Origin of the sequence: Clostridium sp., from assembly GCF_050717545.1 — a bacterium.
In the GTDB taxonomy this organism is placed as follows: Bacteria; Bacillota; Clostridia; order Clostridiales; family Clostridiaceae; genus Clostridium_AD.
The window spans coordinates 1-22,385 of record NZ_JBOITN010000006.1 but is presented as its reverse complement, the minus strand read 5'-3'; the positions used below and the strand labels follow the sequence as shown (position 1 = coordinate 22,385).

Sequence of the window (22,385 nt, the reverse complement as noted above, 5' to 3'; positions counted from 1 at the left end):
AATAGTAGAATAATTAATGAGCTAAATTTCTTATAAACAATTTCAGTCGTATTTCTTTATTCAATTTTCCAAAACACTAGATTTATGTTTACTAAGATGTGCTTAACTGTTATAGACTCTTAAAATCACATAAAAATAAAGAAGAATCATTTAAATTAAATTAAACGATTCTTCTACACTAAACGAATTTTATAAACCTGCTAAATTTCTATGTCTTGACAATAAAGATATCCACTTTTAGCATTAACTTTTAAATCCTTAGTAAATATTTCATTTGCTCTCATCCGATTTATAGCACTTTCATTAAAAGCTACCGATAAATCTAACATATATAATAACCCTCTAACTCCATCTTTTATGTGATATTTTCTTCTTCTAGTCCTTCCTTTATCATGCAATGCCCCTTGCATAATTAAATTACCGTATTTCATAGCATGTAATCTGGAAATTGTGAAATAAACATTAGCTGGTATTTTCTTTCCTTTACTTATATTTTCAGTTTCAATTTTCTTATTTCTTTTACTTATTTTAAATATAATTTCATGCAACAATTGTAAATCATCTTGGCTTAATCTATTAAATGATAGTATTTGGTCATTTACAATAGAATACACAGCCTCTTCTATATCCTTTGTAGAAATCCCTTTCTTATTAGCGAATTTACCATTGGTCATTAGATTTACTTTTTGTTTTAAGTTGTCATATGCATGTTTTAAAATTTCTATATATCGCCTTATATTCCCATTGGATAAATATGCTGCAAGAATAAAAACTTTTTCATTTTCAAAGATATCTAAATAATTGTTTATTTCATCATTATGAATAAATTCTTTGAGTCTTTTATTGGTTATTTCTCTAAAGAAATCAAGATATTCCTCATCCAGTTCATCTAAATCCAAATACTCAACAACAGCATCATGTCCCATTTCAAAGTTAAAAGAATCTCCTTTCAATTTTGAAGGATAATAAGTTATTGGGGCAGGGTATACTGTAGCACAGAAATATATAGGATTAACATGAATATCATTATTAAAAGCTCCTCTTATTAATTTTAGTAATCTAAACACTTCTATTTGGGCCTCTTTTGATACCTCTGAACATTCATCAATAAGTATATATGTATAATCAAGATTGAATATTTGTTTTAATTCTTTAAAAAATTGTATTATAAAACTAGCCGCATCTTCATGTGATAAGTTTTTCCCAACAAATTTCAATTCTTTACTAAATAAATTCTTTTCATCATATTTTGCACCAGCCTTAACACTATTATAACCAACCTCACCACTGACACCACTCATTTCTTCTTTAATCTCTTTTATAAGTTGTTCATTTACGTTATATGTTAACTGGTTCAGTAATTCTTGAGTAAACTTTTTTATCTCTTTTATCAAATTATTAAAGTTCTCCTCTTTATTAAATCCAAACATTTGAGCTAATTTCTTTATAGCCTTTAATGCTTCACTATTTCCTGATAACTCAATAATTTCTCTTTTAAATTCAATAATCTCAATAGTAGATTTAACGATAGTAGAATACAAGTGTAATCTAAAAGATACCATATCTTTTTCCATCCACTGGCTTACACTGGCTAGTGATATATATACTGGCAATATTTTATTAGAATTATATTCTGCTAAGCACTTATTACTTATCATTTTCAATATATGTGTTTTTCCTGTACCTCTTATTCCTTCCACTAAATAATTTTGACCTGTTGTACTAATAAACTTTTCTATATCTAATATTAAATTAGTATGTGTATTAGGAAAAAAACCACCCGCCTGGGCATCATGTTTAAAAAAGTCTTGATTAATTTGTATAACATTCAATATATATTCCCCCTAATTTAAGTCCTATGAATATTGTACCATAAAATAATTTATGCTTCCATTAATTAACATGAAAATGCGTTTATTATTAGGACGTTAAGAAGTTTTTATTTGTTAACTCCTAATTATTAACATATTAACACTCAAATACAGATATGAATAAATCAACGCATAAGAAAACCCTCAACTAAAATTAATTAGTCGAGGGTTTCACTGGTGGAGGCGAGGAGCGTCAAACCCCTGTCCGAAATCCATAACACCTAGGTATCTACGTTAAATTCATCTAATAACCTATGAAGAGTAAATATTATAGATTACTTAAAGGAGTAACATCAATGGGAATCAATGTAGATTTTTCCCAAGAGATAAATTCAATAAGTTGGTTAGCATAAGTTAGTTGTTTAATTATTTCATACTCATTTAAAGTTATCATTTCCCCATGAGCAACTCTATTTCTTATCGGACGAAGTTCATCGAGAATTTCATATAATGGAAGATTTTCACTTATAATAGGAATGCTATGTTTTTCAACGTATTTGCATAAATCATACCACATCATTCGTTTGTATTTTTTACTTTTATCAAGTATAGAAATAATATTTCCTAATTCTTTTTCTATAATACCGAGCAATAAAATTGCTAGTGAGCTAAATGCAAATATGGAGTTAGCATCACTACTATATTGTGCTTCAATTGCTAATGCGGTAGCTAATTTATACTGTGAGTCTGTTGTTAAACCACACAACTTTGTCTTATTAATAGAGGCCAAATGATCAAGCTTATTAAGGGGTATCCATTCAATATATAGTGGCGCATTTATATCAATCGGAGTATCTTTGCTATCTCTAAGATGAAGCTTCCAAGATTTTAATTCATCTTTATCTACATAAATAGTTGCTCCAGAAATTACATTATCTTTTGAAATGTTTGATGATAATACTTGTTGTCCCAATTCTGCTAATACTCTCATCGCCCCATAATCTAATTCATTAAAATCTGTTTGCATAGAATATTCGCATAAATTGCTAGTCGTGACATGGTTTATTATAATTTTTTCAGAAACGGATAACTTGTGATCATTAACATGTGTTCTATTTTCTTTAACAAATTGATCTATTGAAAAAGAGTTTAGTCCTTTTAACTTTAGTATTTCTTTAAGTTCTGTGTAATAATGCTCCTCACCTATTTCAACCAAATCATGCAAGTCGATGCTGTCAACTTTAATTATATCGTCTCTCTTTTCATCTATTGAACCAATCATCTGTTCGAATAATGCTATTGCATAATCTTTAATACTCTTACATGCGTCATGTATTGGGACATTATATTTACCATTAAATATATAGTACGGATTATCACTAAAATTACTTCTTATATCTTCTTGCGGCATGGTATTTTCTTTATTCGCACAACAATTTTTATATTTTTTTCCAGAACCACATAGGCATTCATCATTCCTACCAATTTTACTCAAGTCTTTACCCCCTACATAAATTTCCAATTAAAACTATTATATTATTAGACTTTGATTATTATGTACTCTTCCAATAACTTGGTTTTAAATTTATTAAAAATGCTTTAACAGAAAAAAGTAGTCAAACCTCTTTTTCTTATGAACGGGGTATTTCTAATTGCTTTAGAATCGCTTTAAATATAATTATCACCTAATCTCGATTAGTCTTTCCCATTTTGTCGTCAAACGGGCGTCACAAACCCAATTTTCTTTAAAAAGTTCCAATTAAAAAAGCCCTAGCATTTTTGCTAGAGCCTTTGATTTTGGCGGAGAAAGAGGGATTTGAACCCTCGGAACGGTATAACCCGTTCGCCTGTTTTCGAGGCAGGTACCTTAAGCCACTCGGACATCTCTCCATATGTTAAGTAACATTAAATATTATATCATATTTAGATTTTTTTTCATATACTTTTCTATGTCATGCGGACTATTTCTAGAATATAAACCATTTCCTGTTAAATTCATTGAGAATAAGAAAAATAGTACCTAGTAACTAATTTTCACTTTTCTTATTCTTAAATGATTTAATTAAAAAGTATAAAACTATAATTAAAATTGCTATGTAAGTTAAGAATTCACCAAAATCTGTTACTATAGGAACTATACTTTCCCAAGAATCACCAAACCAATATCCTAATCCTAAATATAATAATGTCCAAAACAATTCACCTAAAGCAACAAATAAACTAAATGTCCTCAGTTTATATTTTGTTATCCCCGCCGCAACATTTACAAATGGACCCATTGCTCCCATTACAAATCTGGTAAAAAAAACAGTTCTTCTTCCATATTTGTTCAAATAAATTTCAGCTTTCAATATTTTAGGTTCAACATAACCTTTTAGTTTAGTATGCCTACTTAAAACTTTGCAACCAATATATTTCCATATTATATAAGCGATATTATCTCCAGCCCATGCAAAAAACCAAACCTGAAGAAACAGAATCACCACATTAAATTCACCAGCATAAGCAAATGCACCAGATGCTAATACAAGTAAAGAGGCTCCCGTTGGAATCCCTATACACTGCAAAACGATTATAACGCTCAAAAACCAAATGTTATAATTTCTAAAATATTCTATTAATAAATTACTAAATTCACTCATTTTTTTTACCTTTAATATTTATATCTCTTTCAATACTTATATCACTTTCTATGATTTTTTTTAGATTATTTTCCATTTCTGCCGGAGTCTTATTGTACTTTCTTTCCAAGTCTTTTATATATAAATTTTCGTCACCAATGACTGGAATAATTTCCAGCGTCTTAAACACAGAATCTACACATATTTTATATTTTTCGGATATTTTTTTTACTGTTATCCATTTATGAGTACTTATATCTCCAAGCTGTCTACTTTCTTTATTAGGTAGATTAATATTTTTAACTTGAAAATATATTGCCGTAGATTGCTTTATTATTACAATTATAGTTATGACAATAAGAATTGATAATATAGTAACTCTTATTTTTTTTTTCATTAAATCATCTCCTGAGAAGCTGTAATATTAACGACTTCAGAAGGAGATTTATACTTCCACTGAAGTTTTCTATTTGTTAATGTATATAACTTTCACTTATAGAAGTGAGAAACTTTCCTTTTGAAATGTCGTTAAATCCCCTCGCGCTCAAATTATTATATCAAACATATTATAATACAATAAAATATTAAGTTCAATAAGTCTTGCGATGATTGGGATCTTATAAATAATATATTTAAGTTTAGCTACTGTTTTAGCAATAAATGTCGATTAAATCATATCATTAGACAAAATAAATAGTAACAGGTATAATAAAATAAACAAAATTACGCCATACTACTATAGGAGGGAACTTTATTTGTCAAACATAAAACTACTTGATGAAAATGAAAATATAATAAAGATGTGGAAATTGTTTATTTTTGAAAATATCTTAACTAAAAATGGCCTTAGAAACATTATCGCTCGATCTTGGGAAAGAAGTAAATCTTATGGTATAGATCCATTTAAAAAAAATGTTACAATTGAACTTACTAAAGAAGATTTAAAACAAAAATATGAAGAATTCTTACCTCTATTATCTACTGCGAAACCATTCATGCAAACACTATATAATCTAATACAAAATTCAGATTTTATGATTCGTCTAACAGATAAAGATGGGTATGTACTAGATCATATTGGAGATGATAGTATTATAAGCCAAGTTACACCTATGATATTACAAGATGGATATAATATAAAAGAAGAAATAATAGGAACTAATGCTATTGGGCTTGCTTTAATAACTGGTGAGGCGATACAGGTACTTGGTGGTGAACACTATTTACATAAATATCATAATTGGACATCGTCAGCATGCCCTATAAAAGATGAAAAAAATAGTACTTTAGGGGTCTTAAGTATTACTGGCAACTATGAATTTGTACATCCACATACTTTAGGTATGGTGGTAGCCGCGGCAAAGGCCATAGAAAAAGAAATTAAATTAGAGTATTATAATAAAAAATTAAAAATAGTTAATGAACAATTCTTTCAAATTACAGAATCGATTTCTGAAGGAATTATTAGAATAGATAATCAAGGCGATATAACAAGTATGAATAGATTTGCAAGAAAACTATTAGGATATAGTGGGAAAGATATTCAGAATATGCATATAAGTGATGTATTATCTACCAAAAGCACTAACTATATTAGTCCTTTTGGAAATAAGGGAAAAAAGTATCAAGAAGAGGAAGTAGATTTCACTACAAAAATGGGTAGAAACAAAACTTGTATAGTTACTGCTACTCCTATAAAATTTTTTAGTTCAACAGACTTAGGTGGTGTTCTAATTACATTTAAAGAAAATAAAGTAGTTCTAAATATGATTAATAAAATTGTTGGATCTAATGCAAGATATACCTTTGGTGATATATTTGGAAAAAGCAAAAGCATTATACATTCAATTAAACTTGCAACAATTGCCGCTAATACTGATGATACTATATTACTTCAAGGCGAGAGTGGCACAGGTAAAGAAATGTTTACACAAGCTATACATAATGCTAGTAGACGAAAGGATAGGCCCTTTGTATTCTTAAATTGCGGTGCTATTCCTCGTGATCTAGTTTCTAGCGAACTTTTTGGGTATGTAGAAGGCGCTTTTACTGGAGCAAAGAGAGGTGGACATCCAGGTAAATTCGAACTTGCAAACGGAGGTACAATATTTCTTGATGAAATAGGTGATATGCCTTTAGACTCCCAAATAAGTTTACTTAGAGTTTTAGAGGACCGTGAGGTAGTAAGAGTTGGAGGACATGATGTTATCCCAATAAATGTTCGAGTTATAGCAGCTACAAACAAAAATCTAAAAAAAGAAGTTGAACTAGGAAAATTTAGAGATGATTTGTTTTATAGAATAAATGTTATGCCAATTTATATTGCTTCAATTAGAGAAAGAAAAGAAGATATAAAAATATTTATTGATTATTTTTATGAAAAATTCATTGAATCCAATGATAAAAATATAAAAAAAATCAGCGAAAGCTTTTATGAAGGTATGAATAATTATAATTGGCCTGGCAACGTCCGTGAACTCCAAAATGTTATGCAACTTGTATTAAATATAGCTGAAAATAATAGTGTTCTTACAAGTATGAACTTGCCTAGTTATATAATCGAAAAAGAAAATATTGGAGAGCCAAGTGGACGAAAACAAGTGCTTCAATTAGATCAAATTGAAAAAAATGCTATTATGCAAACATTGATTGATGTAGATGATAACATGGCAGCCGCTTCCAGAATATTAGGTATAGGTAGAAGTACTCTGTATAGAAAGATAGAAAAATATAATATTAGATAATAAATTAGTTGACTTCACCTTTAATTAATCATATATCGTGGTAAGCAGTATGCAATACCATGTTATATGATTATCGATTCCGTACCATTATGATACACTCGTTTCATAATGGTACATTTAAGTGCTTTTGAAAACGTTTCAGTGTATCGTTTAGATACACTTAGATAGACTTAGATTTAGGAGCTTATATATAAATACGATATATTTACTTGAAATAAAAAAAAAAGTTTATAAACCATTGATTTCTAATGGTTTACAAACTTGTTTTTTTTAGACTTCATATTTTGGCATGGTTATTGCTTTTATTTATAATAAAATATATAAAAAATACCATAGGAGGATTACAGAATGTATTATGGAATAGTATATTTATTCTTTTGGATCGTTTTGTCAGAAAATTTCAAAGTTGAAACTATTTGTATTGGTATAATAATAGGTTTATTAGTTAGAAGTTTTAATAAGGATTGGCCCTATAGTAATTCACCATTGAAACTCAAAAAAAATATTATATTATGGATATATTATATAATTATATTTTTAAAAGAAATGCTAGTATCCAATTTACATGTAGCAAAAATAGTTTTAAGCCCTCAAATAATAATTTCACCACAAATAGTAATAATTAAAACAAAAATAAAATCTGATTTTCATAAAACAATTTTTGCTAATTCTACAACATTAACTCCAGGAACTTTAACTATATCAATTGATGAAGATAAAATAGCCGTGCACTGTTTGTGTGATGAATTTGCAGAAGACATAACTAATTCTACTTTTGAAAAACTAATTTTAAAAATTGAGGAAGGTATTTATGAGTAAACTATTAACTTTTTCTATCTTATTTTTATCAGTTACAATTTTTGTATGTATGTTCAGGGCAATTAAGGGACCAAGCGCAGCAGATAGACTAATTGCTGTTAATGTAATAGGTACTAAAATTATTGTACTTATTGTCATTGTTTCGTTTTTAATTCATGAAACTTATTTTGTGGATGTAGCTATAGTCTATGCATTAATTAGTTTTTTATCTTCTATTTTAATAGCTAAATTTATTGAAAATTCGGGAGGGAAAAACATATGAAAGATATTATTTCAACTATCTTTCTCTTTGGAGGATTATTCTTTTTCATGGTTGGAACATTAGGTATTATAAGATTCCCAGATGTATTTACTAGAGCGCATAGTGCTTCTAAATGCGATACCTTAGGGGCTATGCTATGCCTATGTTCAATAATAATACTAGAGGGTTTTAATATGATCAGTTTGAAAATATTACTAATTCTTCTATTTGTGTGGATTGCAAATCCCACTGCTACACACTTAATTGCTAAAGGTGAATATACACGGCAATCTTCTCTTAAGAAGATAAATGAGGTGAAAAAAAATGAAGACATTTAGTGTAATAATGTTAATCTTTTTAATTGGATCTGCTGTAGGAGTTTCAACTATAAAAAGTTTACTTGGTGCAATAATAGCATTTATGGTTTATAGCCTTACTATGACAATTCTATGGCAACAGCTAAATGCTCCAGATTTAGCAATAACTGAAGCTGCAGTAGGTGCAGGTATTACTACTATTTTATTTGTACTTACATTAAAGAGAATTAAAGGAGTAAAAAAATGAAAAAACTTTTATCTATCACTATAGCAATAAGTTTAATTATAATATTACTTTTGGGGGTTAATGAACTTCCGAAATTTGGACAATATGATAATCCGGCAAACAATGAAGTTTCGCATTATTATATAGAGAACACCACAAAAGAAACTGGTGCAATGAATATTGTCACAGGTATTATTTTAGATTACCGTGCCTTTGACACTTTTGTTGAGTCAAGTGTATTATTTACTGCATCTATTGTAGTTTTATTACTCCTTAAAAAGGAAAAGAACTCCCAAGATACAGTTAATAATGAAACTATTATAGAAAGTATTATTTTAAAACAAGTAAGTAAAGTGATAATACCTTGTATTCAAATTTTTGGGATTTATATAATTTTTTATGGTCATTTAAGCCCGGGGGGAGGATTTGCAGGTGGTACAATTATAGGTACAAGTTTAATATTAAGCAGAATGATTTACGGTAAGAAACTTACACAAAAAAAAATACCATATTCTAAATTAATTACCTATCTCTGCGGCTCTATTATGCTTTACGGATTATTCAAGGGGTATAGTTTTATAACTGGCGGAAATCATTTAGACTTTCCACAACCAAGTTTAGGAACTCCAGGCAATATACTTAGCGGTGGATTTTTATTACCATTAAACATATTAGTAGGACTTATTGTGGCAATTACAATATACTTTTTTTTCACTTTATTTGACGGAGGAGAAATTTAATTATGGAAGGACTAATAAACAATTATTATGAGACTGGTGCAATTGTACTCTTCGGAGTTGGGTTTTCAATACTATTATTGCACAATAACTTAATAAAAAAAATAATTGGCATGAATATTATGGATACAGCAGTTTTCTTATTTTTTATTGCAAAAGGTTATATAATAGGACTCGATGCTCCTATTATTATAGGAGTCAATAAAGGGATTAAAGGCTACATAAATCCTGTTCCATCTGCTCTAATGCTTACTGGAATAGTTGTAGCGGTTAGTACAACAGCATTTGCCCTTGCGCTAACAATAAAATTGTATGATGCATACGGTAGCATTGAGCTGGATGAAATTCTTAAAATGAGGGGTGATTAATATGAGTTTAATTCAAGCATTTCCACTTACTATCATATTGGTTTTGTTTATTTCTGCATTTGTAATGCCACTAATTAAAAATGCAAAAACTGCTAAGGGTATTAGTTTAATATCTATGACACTATCAATGATTTTAGCATTAATAAATTTAATTTTTGTTAATATAAACGGAGGGTATCTTTATAGAATTGGACATAGTAATGCACCATACGGAATTGAATTTCGAATTGGAATAATTGAGGCTATAATGGGTTTAGTTTTTACATTTGTATCCCTTATGATAATTTGGTACTCAATTTATAGTATAGAAAAAGAAATAACAAAATCGAAGATCCCTTTATATTATTTACTTATAAATATTTTAATAGGTTCCTTATTAGGTGTGGTATACTCTAATGATTTATTTAACTGTTTTGTATTTATAGAAGTAGGAACTCTTGCCTCATGTGGCACTATTATTGTTAAAGACAAAAAGGAAAATATGAAAGCAACTATGAAATATTTGATTATGAGTTGCCTAGGGTCTGGCCTGGTTCTTATGGGAATTGCTTATTTATATTCAATGACTGGGCATTTAAATATAGACTACATTCATAGAGAGTTAACTAAGACCTATTTAAATTACCCAGATGCAGTACTGATTTCTATAGTCTTATTTATTATTGGTCTTGGAGTAAAGAGTGCACTGTTTCCACTTCACAATTGGCTTCCAGATGCGCATTCAAGCGCACCTACCTCTTCAAGTGCACTCTTATCTGCTTTAGTTTTAAAGGGATTTGTTTTACTTTTAATTAAAATATTATTTAGGCTTTATGGAATTGAAATTCTTAACCATTATTCTGTTTTAAATATTGTACTTATATTAGGTAGCCTGGGAATGATAATGGGCTCAGTTTTCGCTATATTCCAAAAAAACATAAAACGAATTATTGCATATTCTACTGTAGCACAAATGGGATATATATTTCTAGGTATAGGCCTTGGAACTGATATAGGGGTTTCTATCGCTATATTTCATATCATTGGGCATGCGGTAACTAAATCAGCTTTATTTTTACTAGTTGGTGGAATGATAGAACAAACAGGACATAAAACCTTAGACTATTTAAAGGGAATTGGACGAGAAATGCCACTAACCTTAGGCTTATTTTCTATGGGTGCTTTATCTATGATTGGGATTCCAGTATTGCCTGGATTTATAAGCAAGTGGCACTTATCTCTAGCCGCTATATCATCTGGAGACACAATTTTAGTTGCAGTTATATTACTTAGTAGTTTGTTAAATGCAGTATATTACTTCCCAATTATAATAAATGGATTTTTCGGAGAAGAAAATTGTAAAGGTAAAGTATATAAATCTAAAAGAAAACCTTTAAAAGAAATGATGCCTGTAATTTTTCTAGTTGTTTCAATGGTTTTAGTGGGACTAACATCTAGTAGTATTATACGTTTAATTAGTCTAGGACTTAAGTAGAGGAGATGCTTCGCTGTTGAATAATATCACAATAATAATACCGATTTTATTTCCATTTATATTAGCAATCATTATGGCAATAATAAAGTTAGATGAAAAAAAAAGAAATATCTTTGTTAGCATTGGTGTTATCTTAAATTTTATTATTCTAGTTGTTATATTTTATGTATTTGGGGAAAGTAGGGTTCATCTATTCAAAATAAATGAATTCCTAGATATCTATTTTAGGATAGATAAGTTAAGTATATTGTTTTCTTTATTAGTTTCAATCTTATGGATTTTCACCGCCTTCTATGCCATGGAATATATGAAACATGAAGGCAAAGAAAGAAGATTTTTCACTTTTTTTCTTGCCACACTGGGGGTAACCATAGGAATTGCTTTTTCAGGAAACCTTATAACACTTTATGCCTTTTATGAATTTCTTACCCTATCAACCTACCCGCTTGTAATTCACACAGATACAAAAGAAGCTTTACAAAGCGGAAAAAAATATCTTATATATTCCTTTGTAGGAGCCACATTGGTTTTACTTGGAATGATTATATTATTCAGTATCACAAAAGATACAACATTTAATGCTCACGGTATTTTGCCAGCACTCACAAATGAGAATAGAAACCTGTATTTAATAAGCTACGTTTCTATGTTTTTAGGTTTTGGTGTTAAAGCAGCATTAGTGCCGTTTCATTCATGGTTACCTGCAGCAATGGTTGCACCAACACCAGTTAGCGCACTACTTCATGCAGTGGCCGTTGTAAAATCAGGAATTTTTGCTATTATCAGAATGACCTATTTCATATTTGGTACAGAAATAATTAGGCAGCTCCCTATACATATCTTTTTAAGTGTTTTAATAGTAATTTCCATTTTGCTAGGTTCATTCTTAGCATTACATCAAGATAATTTAAAAAAAAGATTAGCTTACTCAACTATTAGTCAATTAGGATATGTATTGTTAGGCGTGGTTCTTTTAAATCAAGATGCATTTGTTGGAAGCCTTCTTCATTTGATTAATCATGCAGTAATTAAAATTGTTCTTTTCTTCTGTGCTGGGGCAATAATCTACACAACAGGTAAAACAAATATTAGTCAGATTAGAGGTATTGGCAAACAAATGCCAATAACAATGGGATGTTTTAGCATAGCTTCAATATCTCTTATCGGAATCCCACCAACAAATGGTTTTGTTAGTAAATGGTATTTAGCTCAGGGCGGACTTGCAGAAGGAAAAATGGTATTTCCTGCAATATTACTTATTAGCGCATTATTAACTTCATTATACCTTCTTCCAGTTGTAACTGAAGCCTTTTTCAAAAAAGGCGAAGATACTATAGTTAAAGAAGCACCACTTAAAATGTTAATCCCTATAGTAATTATAACAGCCATAGTTGTTTTACTTGGTTTATTCCCTAATATTATTATCTCATTTATACAACGAATTGCTAGTGAAGTAATCTAAGAAAGGAAGGTGATTAAATTGAGACCCACTACGTATTTACTTTTTATTTTACTATTTCCATTCATAGGTTCCTTTGTAGGCTACATTATTGGTCTTAAAAACGAAAAATATAGGGATGCCTTTAATATATTAATGACTCTGATTTTATTTGTAGTTATTACTATGCTATATAAATGTGTTGTAGTACGTCCAATCGAGCTATCTATACCTTATATTATGGGTACAGGTCTTCACTTGAAATTAGATATATTTAGATATGTTTTTGTCTGGCTAACAGCTATGATATGGCTTTTAACCACAATATATTCATCTCAATATTTAGTAAATCATAAAAATAGGAATAGATTTTATCTGTTTTTTATGTTAACCCTATCAAGTACTATGGGAATTTTCATATCAGAGAATTTTTTAAATTTATTTACTTTCTTCGAAATTATGTCATTTACATCATATGCATTAATAATTAACGATGAAGATGATTATTCACATGATGCAGGTAATACTTATATTATAATGGCGGTAACTGGTGGTCTTATTTTGCTTATGGGATTATTTTTACTATATAATTCTACTCAAACATTAGACATTAGTCAGTTAAAAGCAAGTGTAAGCACAATAGGTGATATAAAATATCTTATAGTAGCTTTAATTATTATAGGTTTTGGTGTAAAAGCAGGCATGGTGCCCTTACACATATGGTTACCTAAGGCATATACTGCAGCTCCAACACCAGCAACGATTATTTTATCCGCAGTTTTAGCTAAAACCGGTATATTTGGAATTATATTAACTATTGAAATAGTTATGAGTGGAGATTTTATAATATCTATTATTATTCTAGTATTAGGTTTTCTAAATATGTTTATTGGTGGCTTTCTTGCCATGACGCAAAGAAATTTAAAAAGAATTCTCGCATATAGTAGCATGAGTCAAATTGGTTATATTCTTGTTGGAATAGGATTAATAGGAATTTTAAAAGAACATAGAACTATAGCTATTTATGGTACATTATACCATGTTATAAATCATGGGATTTTTAAAGCCTTACTATTTATGGGTACAGGAACCATATATTGGGTAGTGAATGAGTTTAGCATAAATAAAATCGGAGGTTTTGGAATTAAAAAATACATACTAAAGATAGTATTTTTTATAGGTGCTCTATCTATAGTAGGCATGCCTGGTTTCAATGGATTCGCTAGTAAAACTATGTTACATGAGGCCCTCATTGAAGCAGATCATATGTATGGTGGTTGGTTCTTTAAAATATGTGAAATTGTCTTTATAATAAGTAGTAGCTTTACTGTAGCCTATTTACTAAAAATGTTTGTAGCTGTATTTATAGACAAAAGTAATCATAACATTGAAAAAGCAAAAACACCCATAACTAAAATGATATACTTACCAATGATTATATTAAGTATAATGAGCATTTTTATCGGACTTAATCCTAGTGCTATTTTACATGTATTAGATAAAGCATTAACGCCCTTTGGTAATGCGCAACCTATAGAAATGATTTTTTATAATTTCAATAATGTTAAAAGCTCTATGATTATAATGTTAATTGGATTTATAATTTATATAGGTTTTATACGAAGAGTTCTAAAAAAAGGTAAAAGTACTAATTGGTATTATATTAACCCAACTTTAACTTGGATAACTTTAGAGAAACATTTTTATACGCCTTTAGGTAAATTTTTAATTTTTATTAGTTCATTTATTTTTAATATAATTGATGGCGCCGTGATTAATAGTGTTGCATTTGTAGGTAAAAGTATTGATTCAATTAGTAGAATAGAAATTATACATGGAGAATCTATAAAAAAAAGAATACTAAATGTGTTTTTAAATTTATTTAGTAATAAAGCTATTCCAAAAAGTAAAATGGATGGTGAAAATGCTCAACTTTCAAATATTAAATCAAAAATCCACGAGCTAGGATATAACATGAATAGTTTAACTTATTCACTTTTTATATTCGGAATTTTACTAGTAATAAGTTTATTATTTTTTATGTCCTGAAGTGGTATTAATTTATATGTTATTATGACATCTCTTGTTGAAGAGCCTAAGACCTAAAACACAAAAATGCATTAGTTAGATAAAATTAATTTATCTAACTAATGCATTAATGCTGTACTCCCTGTTATTTCTTCTAACGATGTATGACACAAGATATACTCTTATAAAAGTTATCTTACCACTACTGATACTCCATCTGGTACTGCTGTTATTGTTGCATCTTTACCCTTTATAACTAAAGCCCTTTCAAGTGCTTCTTCAAAGGTAAATGCATGTTGCATATGCATATTTTTTACAATTTCAGGATCACACATATCTGTAACAAAAATCACAGTAAACTTGTCAAGTATTCGCGCAAGAATTTGGAATTCCCATTGATCTGGTATCGTTTCATTTCTTCCCACTTTAAGAACTCTATCAAGAACTTCTTTTGGACTACTTGCATTTGCCATATTATCATAGAAGGACTGACCACCAGCTCCATCATTACAAGCAGCCATCATGATTATAACTCCGCCTTCTTTGCAAGTTGCTTCTGCTGCACTCATACCTTTTACAGACTGATATATATTTTGGTCTAGTGGATACCCGCCATTAGATGATATAGCAATATCTGCTTTAACAGCTTTAACAGATGCAAGTTCCATTACAAATTTACATCCTTGTTCATGGGCAAGTTCACTATCGCCTGCAAATGCATTTATAACATTCTTCTCACTGTCGATAACAACGTTTAATATGAATGCAAGTTTTGCCTTTTTAGCTGCGTAAAGCATGTCCCTATGAAGTGGGTTATTTTCAAGAACTCCTGTCCTAGCATACTCACTTGCTATAAATTCAGAGCAATGATTTGCCATAACTGTCTTTGCTGATGCTACTCCAGGAAGGATACTCTTTCGTCCTCCAGAAAATCCTGCAAAAAAGTGTGGTTCTATAAACCCTTCTGAAATTAAAAGTTCCGCTTCCATTGCGATCTTATTAAGTAGTAGTTCTCCACCTGAGGGAAGAGTTCCTACATTTGTCATATTACTATAATCTCCTGATATATGATTTATTAAAACTTCATTATCTACAATTTCCTGACCAAATTTATCTATCATTTCTTCCTTTGTAGTAGGTCTATGGAACCCAGTAGCAACTAATATTTTTATATCAATTTTGGAGTTTGCACTTCTTATTCTCCTAAGTAATATCGGTAATGTTACTTTACTTGGTACAGGTCTTGTGTGGTCACTAGTTATTAATACTAAATTCTTTTTACCTTTTACTAATTCTTCTAGTGTTACACTTCCAATTGGATTATCAAGTGCTTTATTTACAATTTCCTGCTGAGTGCTTTCCACTTTAAAAGCATGAGCTTTTGATTCGAGTATCCCTACCAAATTTTTGTCTGGTATTTCAATTTCCAAGAACTGTTTTGAATATGGTACTTTTACTTTAGTCATAATATTCCTCCCTACATTTTTTAAATATTAATATAGATTTGGCACAAAGAATTTAACAAATATTATAGCTAATACTCCCGCTAATAATCCATATACAAGAGCTATCTTAATATTATTTTTAATAATCTTACCTTCATGGCCTACAAGTCCAACTGTAGTTAAAACAGCAACTACATTATGAACACATATCATATTCCCAGCAGCTGCTCCAACTGATTGCAATGCTAATGTAGATACTACTGGTATTCCAACTTCTTTAGCCGCATTAAAATGCAATGCTCCAAACATGATATCTGATACTGTAGCACTACCAGATATGAATGAGCCCAATATACCAACTAGAGGTGCAATTAAATACCATCCACCTCCAACGATTCCGGCTGCTGTCTTAGCCATAACAATAAGCATTGAATCACCGCCTGTAGCTGCTCCTGAATTCATCATAATATAAGTCATACCTAATGCAAAGAATAAAGCTATAGCTGCTGACTTTATTTCTACAAGAGTTTTCCCCCAACATTTAAAAGCTTCTTTTCTGTCTAATCCATGCATAAACGGAATAATCAATGCTACTAACATAAACGGAATAACTCCAGGATTATATAGCGGCGTAATGCCTCTAGATATAGTTGTTCCTAAAATATTTGTCCATGTTATACTCCAAGCTTTCAATAGTGGAGTGAGTCCAAAGATTTTCAAACGTCCAAGTAGTAATAATATACCTATTATTATATATGGAGACCATGCTTTTGCTGCACTTAGTGGTATAGCATCTTTGGGTCTACTACTTCCCGCTTTAACTGAACCTTCCCAATCATCTTCCCATTCTTCATGAGGTTTGAAATCCCAATTCTTTTTTGGAATAAATAAGCCCTTCTTAATAGCAAATATAAATACCGGTATAGCTATTAATGCTCCGAGTAATGCTGGAAGTTCAGGCCCTACAAAATTTGCTATTATTACTTCTGGAACTGTAAATACTAGTCCACCAAATAAAGCAAGTGGAAGCACTTCCAATCCCCTTTTAATGCTTTTATCAACTATTAATGTCATAGTACACACCATAGCAAGTGGAATAAATGTACCTATGAAGAAATGTAGTACCCCTGCAAAAGCTCCTATCTGAGTTAAGAATGTTGTAAAGTCTCCAGTATATCCTCCTGACATTACAATAGACTTCAAGTTTGCAAAGCCTCCAATAATAGGGGTTCCAACTGCACCATAACTAACTGGTGCACTATTACCTATTAATGCGACCATCGCTGCTATTAATGGTGGAAACCCTAAGCCAACGAGTAATGGAGCTGCAACTGCAGCAGGTGTACCAAATCCAGCAGCCCCTTCAAAAAATGCACCCATTAAAAATCCTATTAAAATAACTTGTACTCTTCTATCTTTAGAAACATGAGCCATAGAATCTGCTATACCATCTACGCCTCCACTTTTTTTCATAATCTGTAATATAAGTAATGCGCCATATACTATCAATAATATATCAATAGTATTTATAGCTCCACTTATGGTCGCCGCGGATATCCATGTGAATGGCATTTTCCAAAATATAGCGGCCAATATTACTGAAACGATAAAACCTAATGGCATTGCCTTTGTGGATGGCCAGTTATAGGCTATCATAAGTATTCCAACGATTAATATAGGTATTAAGGCTATTAGTGCTAACATATTTTATTCCTCCTCTAGTATTCTAGTAAATTATATTATGTACAAATAGTATATCATATAAACCTTTACAAAGGTTCAAATTAATGATTTCTACTAATAAAGTTAAAAATTCGTAATAAATTACATCGCCAACATATATAAAAACATCAGCGATGTAGTTTATTCTACTGGCAGACCTTACCAGGATTTAATATATTTTTAGGGTCAAATGCCAATTTTATGTTTTTCATAAGTTCTACATATACAGGTCCTAATTGTTCTAGCATATATTCTTTCTTAGCAAATCCAATTCCATGCTCTCCAGATACTAAACCTTTAAGTTCTCTTGATTTACTATACATTGCTTCAAATACATCAGCGAGTTTTTTGTCCCATACTTCATCTGTAAGATCATCCTTTAAAACATACACATGTAAATTTCCATCACCTGCATGTCCAAAGCTTCTTATTCTAATATCAAATTCTTTTTGAAGATCATTAGTATACTTAATAAACTGTGCTACTGCGTTTCTTGGAACAACTACGTCACATTCATCCATATAAGTAGTTGTCGCTTTAACTGCCTCAAGGAAAGCTCCTCTTGCAGACCAAACAGCTTCTTTTCTCTCATCTGTATCCGTTATAAATACATCTAGAGCACCTTGTTCAAGGCAAATGTTAGCTACACCTTCATAAGCTTTTTCTATTTCCTCTATACTATTACCATCAAAAGTTAATAAAAGATAGGCATCAGATGAATTATCTGGGAACTTTTTACCCAAGAATTCTTCAGCTGCAAGGATAACTTCTCTTTGCATAAATTCTATAGCAGTTGGAGCAGCCTTTGATTTAACTATTAAAGGAACTGTGTTTATTGCTATTTCAAGATTTGGGAAAGGTATTAAAAGTGATACAGCTTTTTTGGGTAATGGTAAAAGTCTTAATATTATTTTTGTGATTATTGCTAGTGTTCCTTCTGAACCACAAACTAAGTCTTTTATGCTGTAGCCAGTAGAATTTTTAACTACTTTTCCTCCAACATTAAGTATTTCTCCACTTGGAAGAACTACTTCAAGTCCTCTTATATAATCTCTAGTAACTCCGTACTTAACAGCTCTCATTCCACCTGCATTTGTATTAACATTACCAGCAATAGTTGCAGATTTTTCACCTGGATCTGGTGGATAGAATAAATCATGTTCTTCCACAAACTTACTTATTTCCATTAAAAGTACTCCTGGTTCAACAGTTAGCATTAAGTTTTCTTCATCGATTTCAATTATCTTATTCATTTTACACATATTTATCATAATTCCACCGTAAATTGGAACTGATGCTCCAACTAGTCCTGTTCCTGAACCTCTTGCTACAACAGGAATCATGTTTTCATTTGCATATTTCATAATCTTTGAAACTTCCTCGGTTGTTAGAACCTCAACCAATACGTCAGGCATTTTGCTTATTCCACCCATCTCATCGTGGCTGAAATCATCATTTATTTCATCTCCTGTAAACACTCTATCTTTATCTAATATAGATACTAAGAACTCTATATCTCTTTCATCAAGCATTTTGTAATCCATAAAATTACCTCCTCAAATTTAACTTATTGTTTTAATAACGATATACTATTAACGTAAACAATATTCTGCTCCTGAGTTTTTAATGTTTTCTATTAACTGAGGAACTATTTCATAAATATCTCCCACTATTCCATAATGAGCTACATTAAAAATAGAGGCATTTGCATCTTTATTTACAGCAAATATACGCTCTGAACTGTTCATTCCAGCTGTAAATTGAACTGCACCTGAAATTCCAAGAGCTATTATTAGTTTTGGTTTAACTGTCCTGCCAGAAAGACCAATTTGTTTCTTAGGATCAATCCAACCCGCTTCAATCGTTGGTCTTGTACCAGCTATTTGAGCATCAAGAAGATCTGCTAATTCTTGAATCATAACAAGATCCTTTTCTGACTTTAATGCCCTACCAACTGCAATGATTACCTCAGCATCTGAAATATTTTCTTCGATTTCTTTTTTTGTAACTTTTAATACTTTAATGTTTGAAGTAAGTTTTGCTTTATCTATTTCACAAATTGTAATTTTACCACTTTCATCACATTGTTTTTCAGGGGCATCCATAACTTTATATCTTACTGTTGACATTTGTGGCCTTGTATTAGGACATAAAATCTGAGCCATAATGTTACCACCAAAAGCAGGTCTTATCTGCACTAAATCCGTATTTTCTTTCATTTTAAGCATTGTACAATCAGCTGTTAGCCCTGTTCTAAATCTTGCAGCTACTCTAGGTGCAAGAGATCTACCAATAGTTGTAGCTCCTACAAGTAATGATGATGGTTTTACCTTATTTACAAAATCTTCAAATGCAGCAGTATAAGGTTCTATCCTAAAATCCTCAAGTTCTGCGTAATCGTATACAAAAACTTCATCTACGCCATAGTGCAGTAACTCTTTTGCCTTTTCTTTTATATTGTAACCAATGAATACACAGTATACCGGAAAATTAACAACTGATGCAAGCTCTCTAGCTTTTCCAATAAGTTCGTATGTTACAGGATGTATAACTCCTTCTACATGATCCACATATACTCCAATTCCCTTCCATAAACTCTTATCAACTTTCACTGCCTCTGTCTCAATGAATTCCATTACACCTTCTGGACCTTTTTTAACGCAAATTTTACACATTTTACATCCTGCATTAACTTCGATTTTTCCAGCAATGTATTCTATAGCGTTAAAAGGGCAAATCTTTATTAATTCTTGTGCATTTGATTCAGTTACTTTCTCTTGATTACAAATTAACTTACTCATTAGAACTCCACCCTTCTTTATACAAATTTTAATTCTTTAAGTTTTGCAGCTATCTTCAAACTAAGTTGTGCACCATTACCTGTCCATGTTTCACGATCATTATTAACTTCTGGTGGGAATATTCGTTCAACTTGTGTTGGTGAACCATTAAGTCCATATTTCTTTTCATCTTGATCTTCAAAATCTTTTAATGATATCATTTTTATTTCTCTATCTTTTGTAACTAATTTTTCTCTATAAGATGGTAATCTCGGCTGATATATATCTTTATCTACAGTTAGAAGACATGGGAATTGGATTTCAGAAATTTCAATAGTATCTGCCATATCCATTTCAACAATAATTGATTTCTCTTTTAATTCTATTATTTTTAAAACGTTTGCAATATGTGGAATATCTAAATACTCAGCCATTTCTGGACCAACTTGTGCAGTATCTCCATCAGTAGTCTGCTTTCCACATAATATAAGATCAAATTCGCCCATTTTTCTTACGCCTTGAGAAAGTGTATACGATGTAGCAAGAACGTCTGCGCCTGCAAACTTTCTATCAGATACTAACGCACCTTCATCTGCTCCCATCATAAACGCTTCTTTAATAATATCCTTTGCTTGTGGGGGTCCCATAGTTATAACTTTAATTAATCCACCCTTTTGTTCCTTAATTTTAAGCGCTGTTTCTAATGCATATAAATCATAAGGATTCATTTTTGAATCTACTCCATCCCGTTTTAAAACACCTGTTACTGGATCTACTTCAACTTTTGAAGTACCTGGAACCTGTTTTATACATACTAAAATTTCCATATATTTTTCCTCCTACATTTTGTATAGAATTCTAAAAACTTATTGGTGGTATTATGGTCTGACCTTCAATAAATTAATATTAACATACTATTTAGAATATTTCTATATTAGTTATATAGTTAACAATGTATATTTTTAAAAATCTATAAAATAGAATTATATTTAGTATTTAGTATTGCTTATAACTTTATGTTTTTAACTCATTCTAATTAATTTAACATAACTATTAACCTAAATACTTGGGTACTAGAATTTTATTATAGCTAAATTATATAACTATATTTCATTCTTAAAGTCTTTATACGCCTCTTAAACATCGATTTACCAATCAAATTAACTACTGTTGATTATCACCTATTTATATTTTTTTGTATTCTTTATATGACTAAACATAATAATTCTATTTTTTTTAAACATTATTATTACTCTAACAAAATCTATAGCCTTACTAACATAATTTACTATATTATAAAAGATACTATAAACGTTTACAGAACAATAAAAACAATGATAATATTTTAACACTGTAAACCTTACTATTTTTAACCTACATATTACAAATATAGGTTAATATAGTATCCTTATAAACTAAAAGAAACCCCTTGGGGTTTCCTTTAGTTTCAATTATTCTATTATTATTGGTTAGCTAACTTCTTATACCCTGCTAATCTTTCTTTAGCATCATTTTCTGTTTTAACAAATAATTCTTCTGCTACTTCAGGGAAAGTTTTAGCAAGTGAAGAGTATCTAACTTCACCCATTAAGTAATCTCTAAATGAAGTAGTTG

At 30.3% G+C, this 22,385-nt stretch carries 19 protein-coding genes and 1 tRNA gene; 10 read left to right on the top strand and 10 right to left on the bottom strand.

What is annotated here, in order from left to right; genetic code table 11:
- Positions 1-200: 200 nt before the first annotated feature.
- From ACREVX_RS01170 to ACREVX_RS01150, 5 genes are all read right to left on the bottom strand, one after another.
- Complete coding sequence (locus ACREVX_RS01170) at positions 201-1,832, bottom strand: ORC-CDC6 family AAA ATPase (protein WP_431542233.1); 1,632 nt, start codon at positions 1,830-1,832, stop codon at positions 201-203.
- A gap of 307 nt (positions 1,833-2,139) precedes the next feature.
- Positions 2,140-3,306 (bottom strand): YecA family protein, encoded by a 1,167-nt coding sequence (locus ACREVX_RS01165; protein WP_431542232.1) that lies wholly within the window; start codon positions 3,304-3,306, stop codon positions 2,140-2,142.
- 303 nt (positions 3,307-3,609) lie between these two features.
- Positions 3,610-3,701: transfer RNA gene (locus ACREVX_RS01160), tRNA-Ser, on the bottom strand.
- 137 nt (positions 3,702-3,838) lie between these two features.
- The gene (locus ACREVX_RS01155; RefSeq protein ID WP_431542231.1) at positions 3,839-4,453 is read right to left on the bottom strand and encodes a DedA family protein; all 615 of its coding nucleotides are present in this window, start codon (positions 4,451-4,453) and stop codon (positions 3,839-3,841) included.
- Complete coding sequence (locus ACREVX_RS01150) at positions 4,446-4,829, bottom strand: hypothetical protein (protein WP_431542230.1); 384 nt, start codon at positions 4,827-4,829, stop codon at positions 4,446-4,448. The genes ACREVX_RS01155 and ACREVX_RS01150 overlap by 8 nt, the downstream gene beginning before the upstream one ends.
- Positions 4,830-5,187: 358 nt before the next feature.
- Here ACREVX_RS01150 and ACREVX_RS01145 point away from each other — a divergent pair, with 358 nt between their 5' ends.
- The 10 genes from ACREVX_RS01145 to ACREVX_RS01100 all read left to right on the top strand — a co-directional run bounded on the left by ACREVX_RS01145 (position 5,188) and on the right by ACREVX_RS01100 (position 14,845).
- Entirely contained in the window at positions 5,188-7,176 is a 1,989-nt protein-coding gene (locus tag ACREVX_RS01145) for a sigma-54-dependent Fis family transcriptional regulator (protein ID WP_431542228.1), read from the top strand.
- A gap of 348 nt (positions 7,177-7,524) precedes the next feature.
- Positions 7,525-7,995, top strand: coding sequence for a Na+/H+ antiporter subunit E (locus ACREVX_RS01140; RefSeq protein ID WP_431542227.1), 471 nt, complete (start codon positions 7,525-7,527; stop codon positions 7,993-7,995).
- A complete protein-coding gene (locus tag ACREVX_RS01135; RefSeq protein WP_431542225.1) occupies positions 7,988-8,257 on the top strand; it encodes an MrpF/PhaF family protein in 270 nt (89 codons plus the stop codon). Before ACREVX_RS01140 ends, ACREVX_RS01135 begins: the two co-directional genes overlap by 8 nt.
- The gene (mnhG, locus tag ACREVX_RS01130) at positions 8,254-8,574 is read left to right on the top strand and encodes a monovalent cation/H(+) antiporter subunit G (protein ID WP_431542224.1); all 321 of its coding nucleotides are present in this window, start codon (positions 8,254-8,256) and stop codon (positions 8,572-8,574) included. The genes ACREVX_RS01135 and mnhG overlap by 4 nt, the downstream gene beginning before the upstream one ends.
- Positions 8,561-8,800 (top strand): hydrogenase subunit MbhD domain-containing protein, encoded by a 240-nt coding sequence (locus tag ACREVX_RS01125; protein WP_431542222.1) that lies wholly within the window; start codon positions 8,561-8,563, stop codon positions 8,798-8,800. The genes mnhG and ACREVX_RS01125 overlap by 14 nt, the downstream gene beginning before the upstream one ends.
- Positions 8,797-9,519 (top strand): hydrogen gas-evolving membrane-bound hydrogenase subunit E, encoded by a 723-nt coding sequence (gene mbhE / locus ACREVX_RS01120; RefSeq protein WP_431542221.1) that lies wholly within the window; start codon positions 8,797-8,799, stop codon positions 9,517-9,519. The genes ACREVX_RS01125 and mbhE overlap by 4 nt, the downstream gene beginning before the upstream one ends.
- A gap of 2 nt (positions 9,520-9,521) precedes the next feature.
- Positions 9,522-9,884: a sodium:proton antiporter gene (locus tag ACREVX_RS01115; protein ID WP_431542220.1), complete on the top strand. Its 363-nt coding sequence runs from the start codon at positions 9,522-9,524 to the stop codon at positions 9,882-9,884.
- 1 nt (position 9,885) lies between these two features.
- Entirely contained in the window at positions 9,886-11,358 is a 1,473-nt protein-coding gene (locus tag ACREVX_RS01110; RefSeq protein ID WP_431542219.1) for a complex I subunit 5 family protein, read from the top strand.
- Positions 11,359-11,374: 16 nt separating this feature from the next.
- The gene (locus tag ACREVX_RS01105; protein WP_431542218.1) at positions 11,375-12,820 is read left to right on the top strand and encodes a monovalent cation/H+ antiporter subunit D family protein; all 1,446 of its coding nucleotides are present in this window, start codon (positions 11,375-11,377) and stop codon (positions 12,818-12,820) included.
- An 18-nt stretch (positions 12,821-12,838) separates the two neighbouring features.
- Positions 12,839-14,845, top strand: coding sequence for a complex I subunit 5 family protein (locus ACREVX_RS01100; RefSeq protein WP_431542217.1), 2,007 nt, complete (start codon positions 12,839-12,841; stop codon positions 14,843-14,845).
- A 170-nt stretch (positions 14,846-15,015) separates the two neighbouring features.
- Here the strand turns inward: ACREVX_RS01100 and larA are convergent, their stop codons facing one another.
- The 5 genes from larA to ACREVX_RS01075 all read right to left on the bottom strand — a co-directional run bounded on the left by larA (position 15,016) and on the right by ACREVX_RS01075 (position 21,598).
- On the bottom strand, positions 15,016-16,290 hold the full coding sequence (larA, locus tag ACREVX_RS01095; RefSeq protein ID WP_431542216.1) for a nickel-dependent lactate racemase: 1,275 nt from the start codon (positions 16,288-16,290) through the stop codon (positions 15,016-15,018).
- 27 nt (positions 16,291-16,317) lie between these two features.
- Positions 16,318-17,973 (bottom strand): L-lactate permease, encoded by a 1,656-nt coding sequence (locus ACREVX_RS01090; RefSeq protein WP_431542215.1) that lies wholly within the window; start codon positions 17,971-17,973, stop codon positions 16,318-16,320.
- 164 nt (positions 17,974-18,137) lie between these two features.
- A complete protein-coding gene (locus ACREVX_RS01085; protein ID WP_431542214.1) occupies positions 18,138-19,535 on the bottom strand; it encodes an FAD-binding oxidoreductase in 1,398 nt (465 codons plus the stop codon).
- A gap of 48 nt (positions 19,536-19,583) precedes the next feature.
- A complete protein-coding gene (locus tag ACREVX_RS01080; protein WP_431542213.1) occupies positions 19,584-20,792 on the bottom strand; it encodes an electron transfer flavoprotein subunit alpha/FixB family protein in 1,209 nt (402 codons plus the stop codon).
- 17 nt (positions 20,793-20,809) lie between these two features.
- Positions 20,810-21,598 carry an electron transfer flavoprotein subunit beta/FixA family protein gene (locus ACREVX_RS01075; RefSeq protein WP_431542211.1) on the bottom strand — a complete coding sequence of 263 codons (789 nt, stop codon included), beginning with the start codon at positions 21,596-21,598 and terminating at the stop codon, positions 20,810-20,812.
- Positions 21,599-22,385 lie beyond the last annotated feature (787 nt).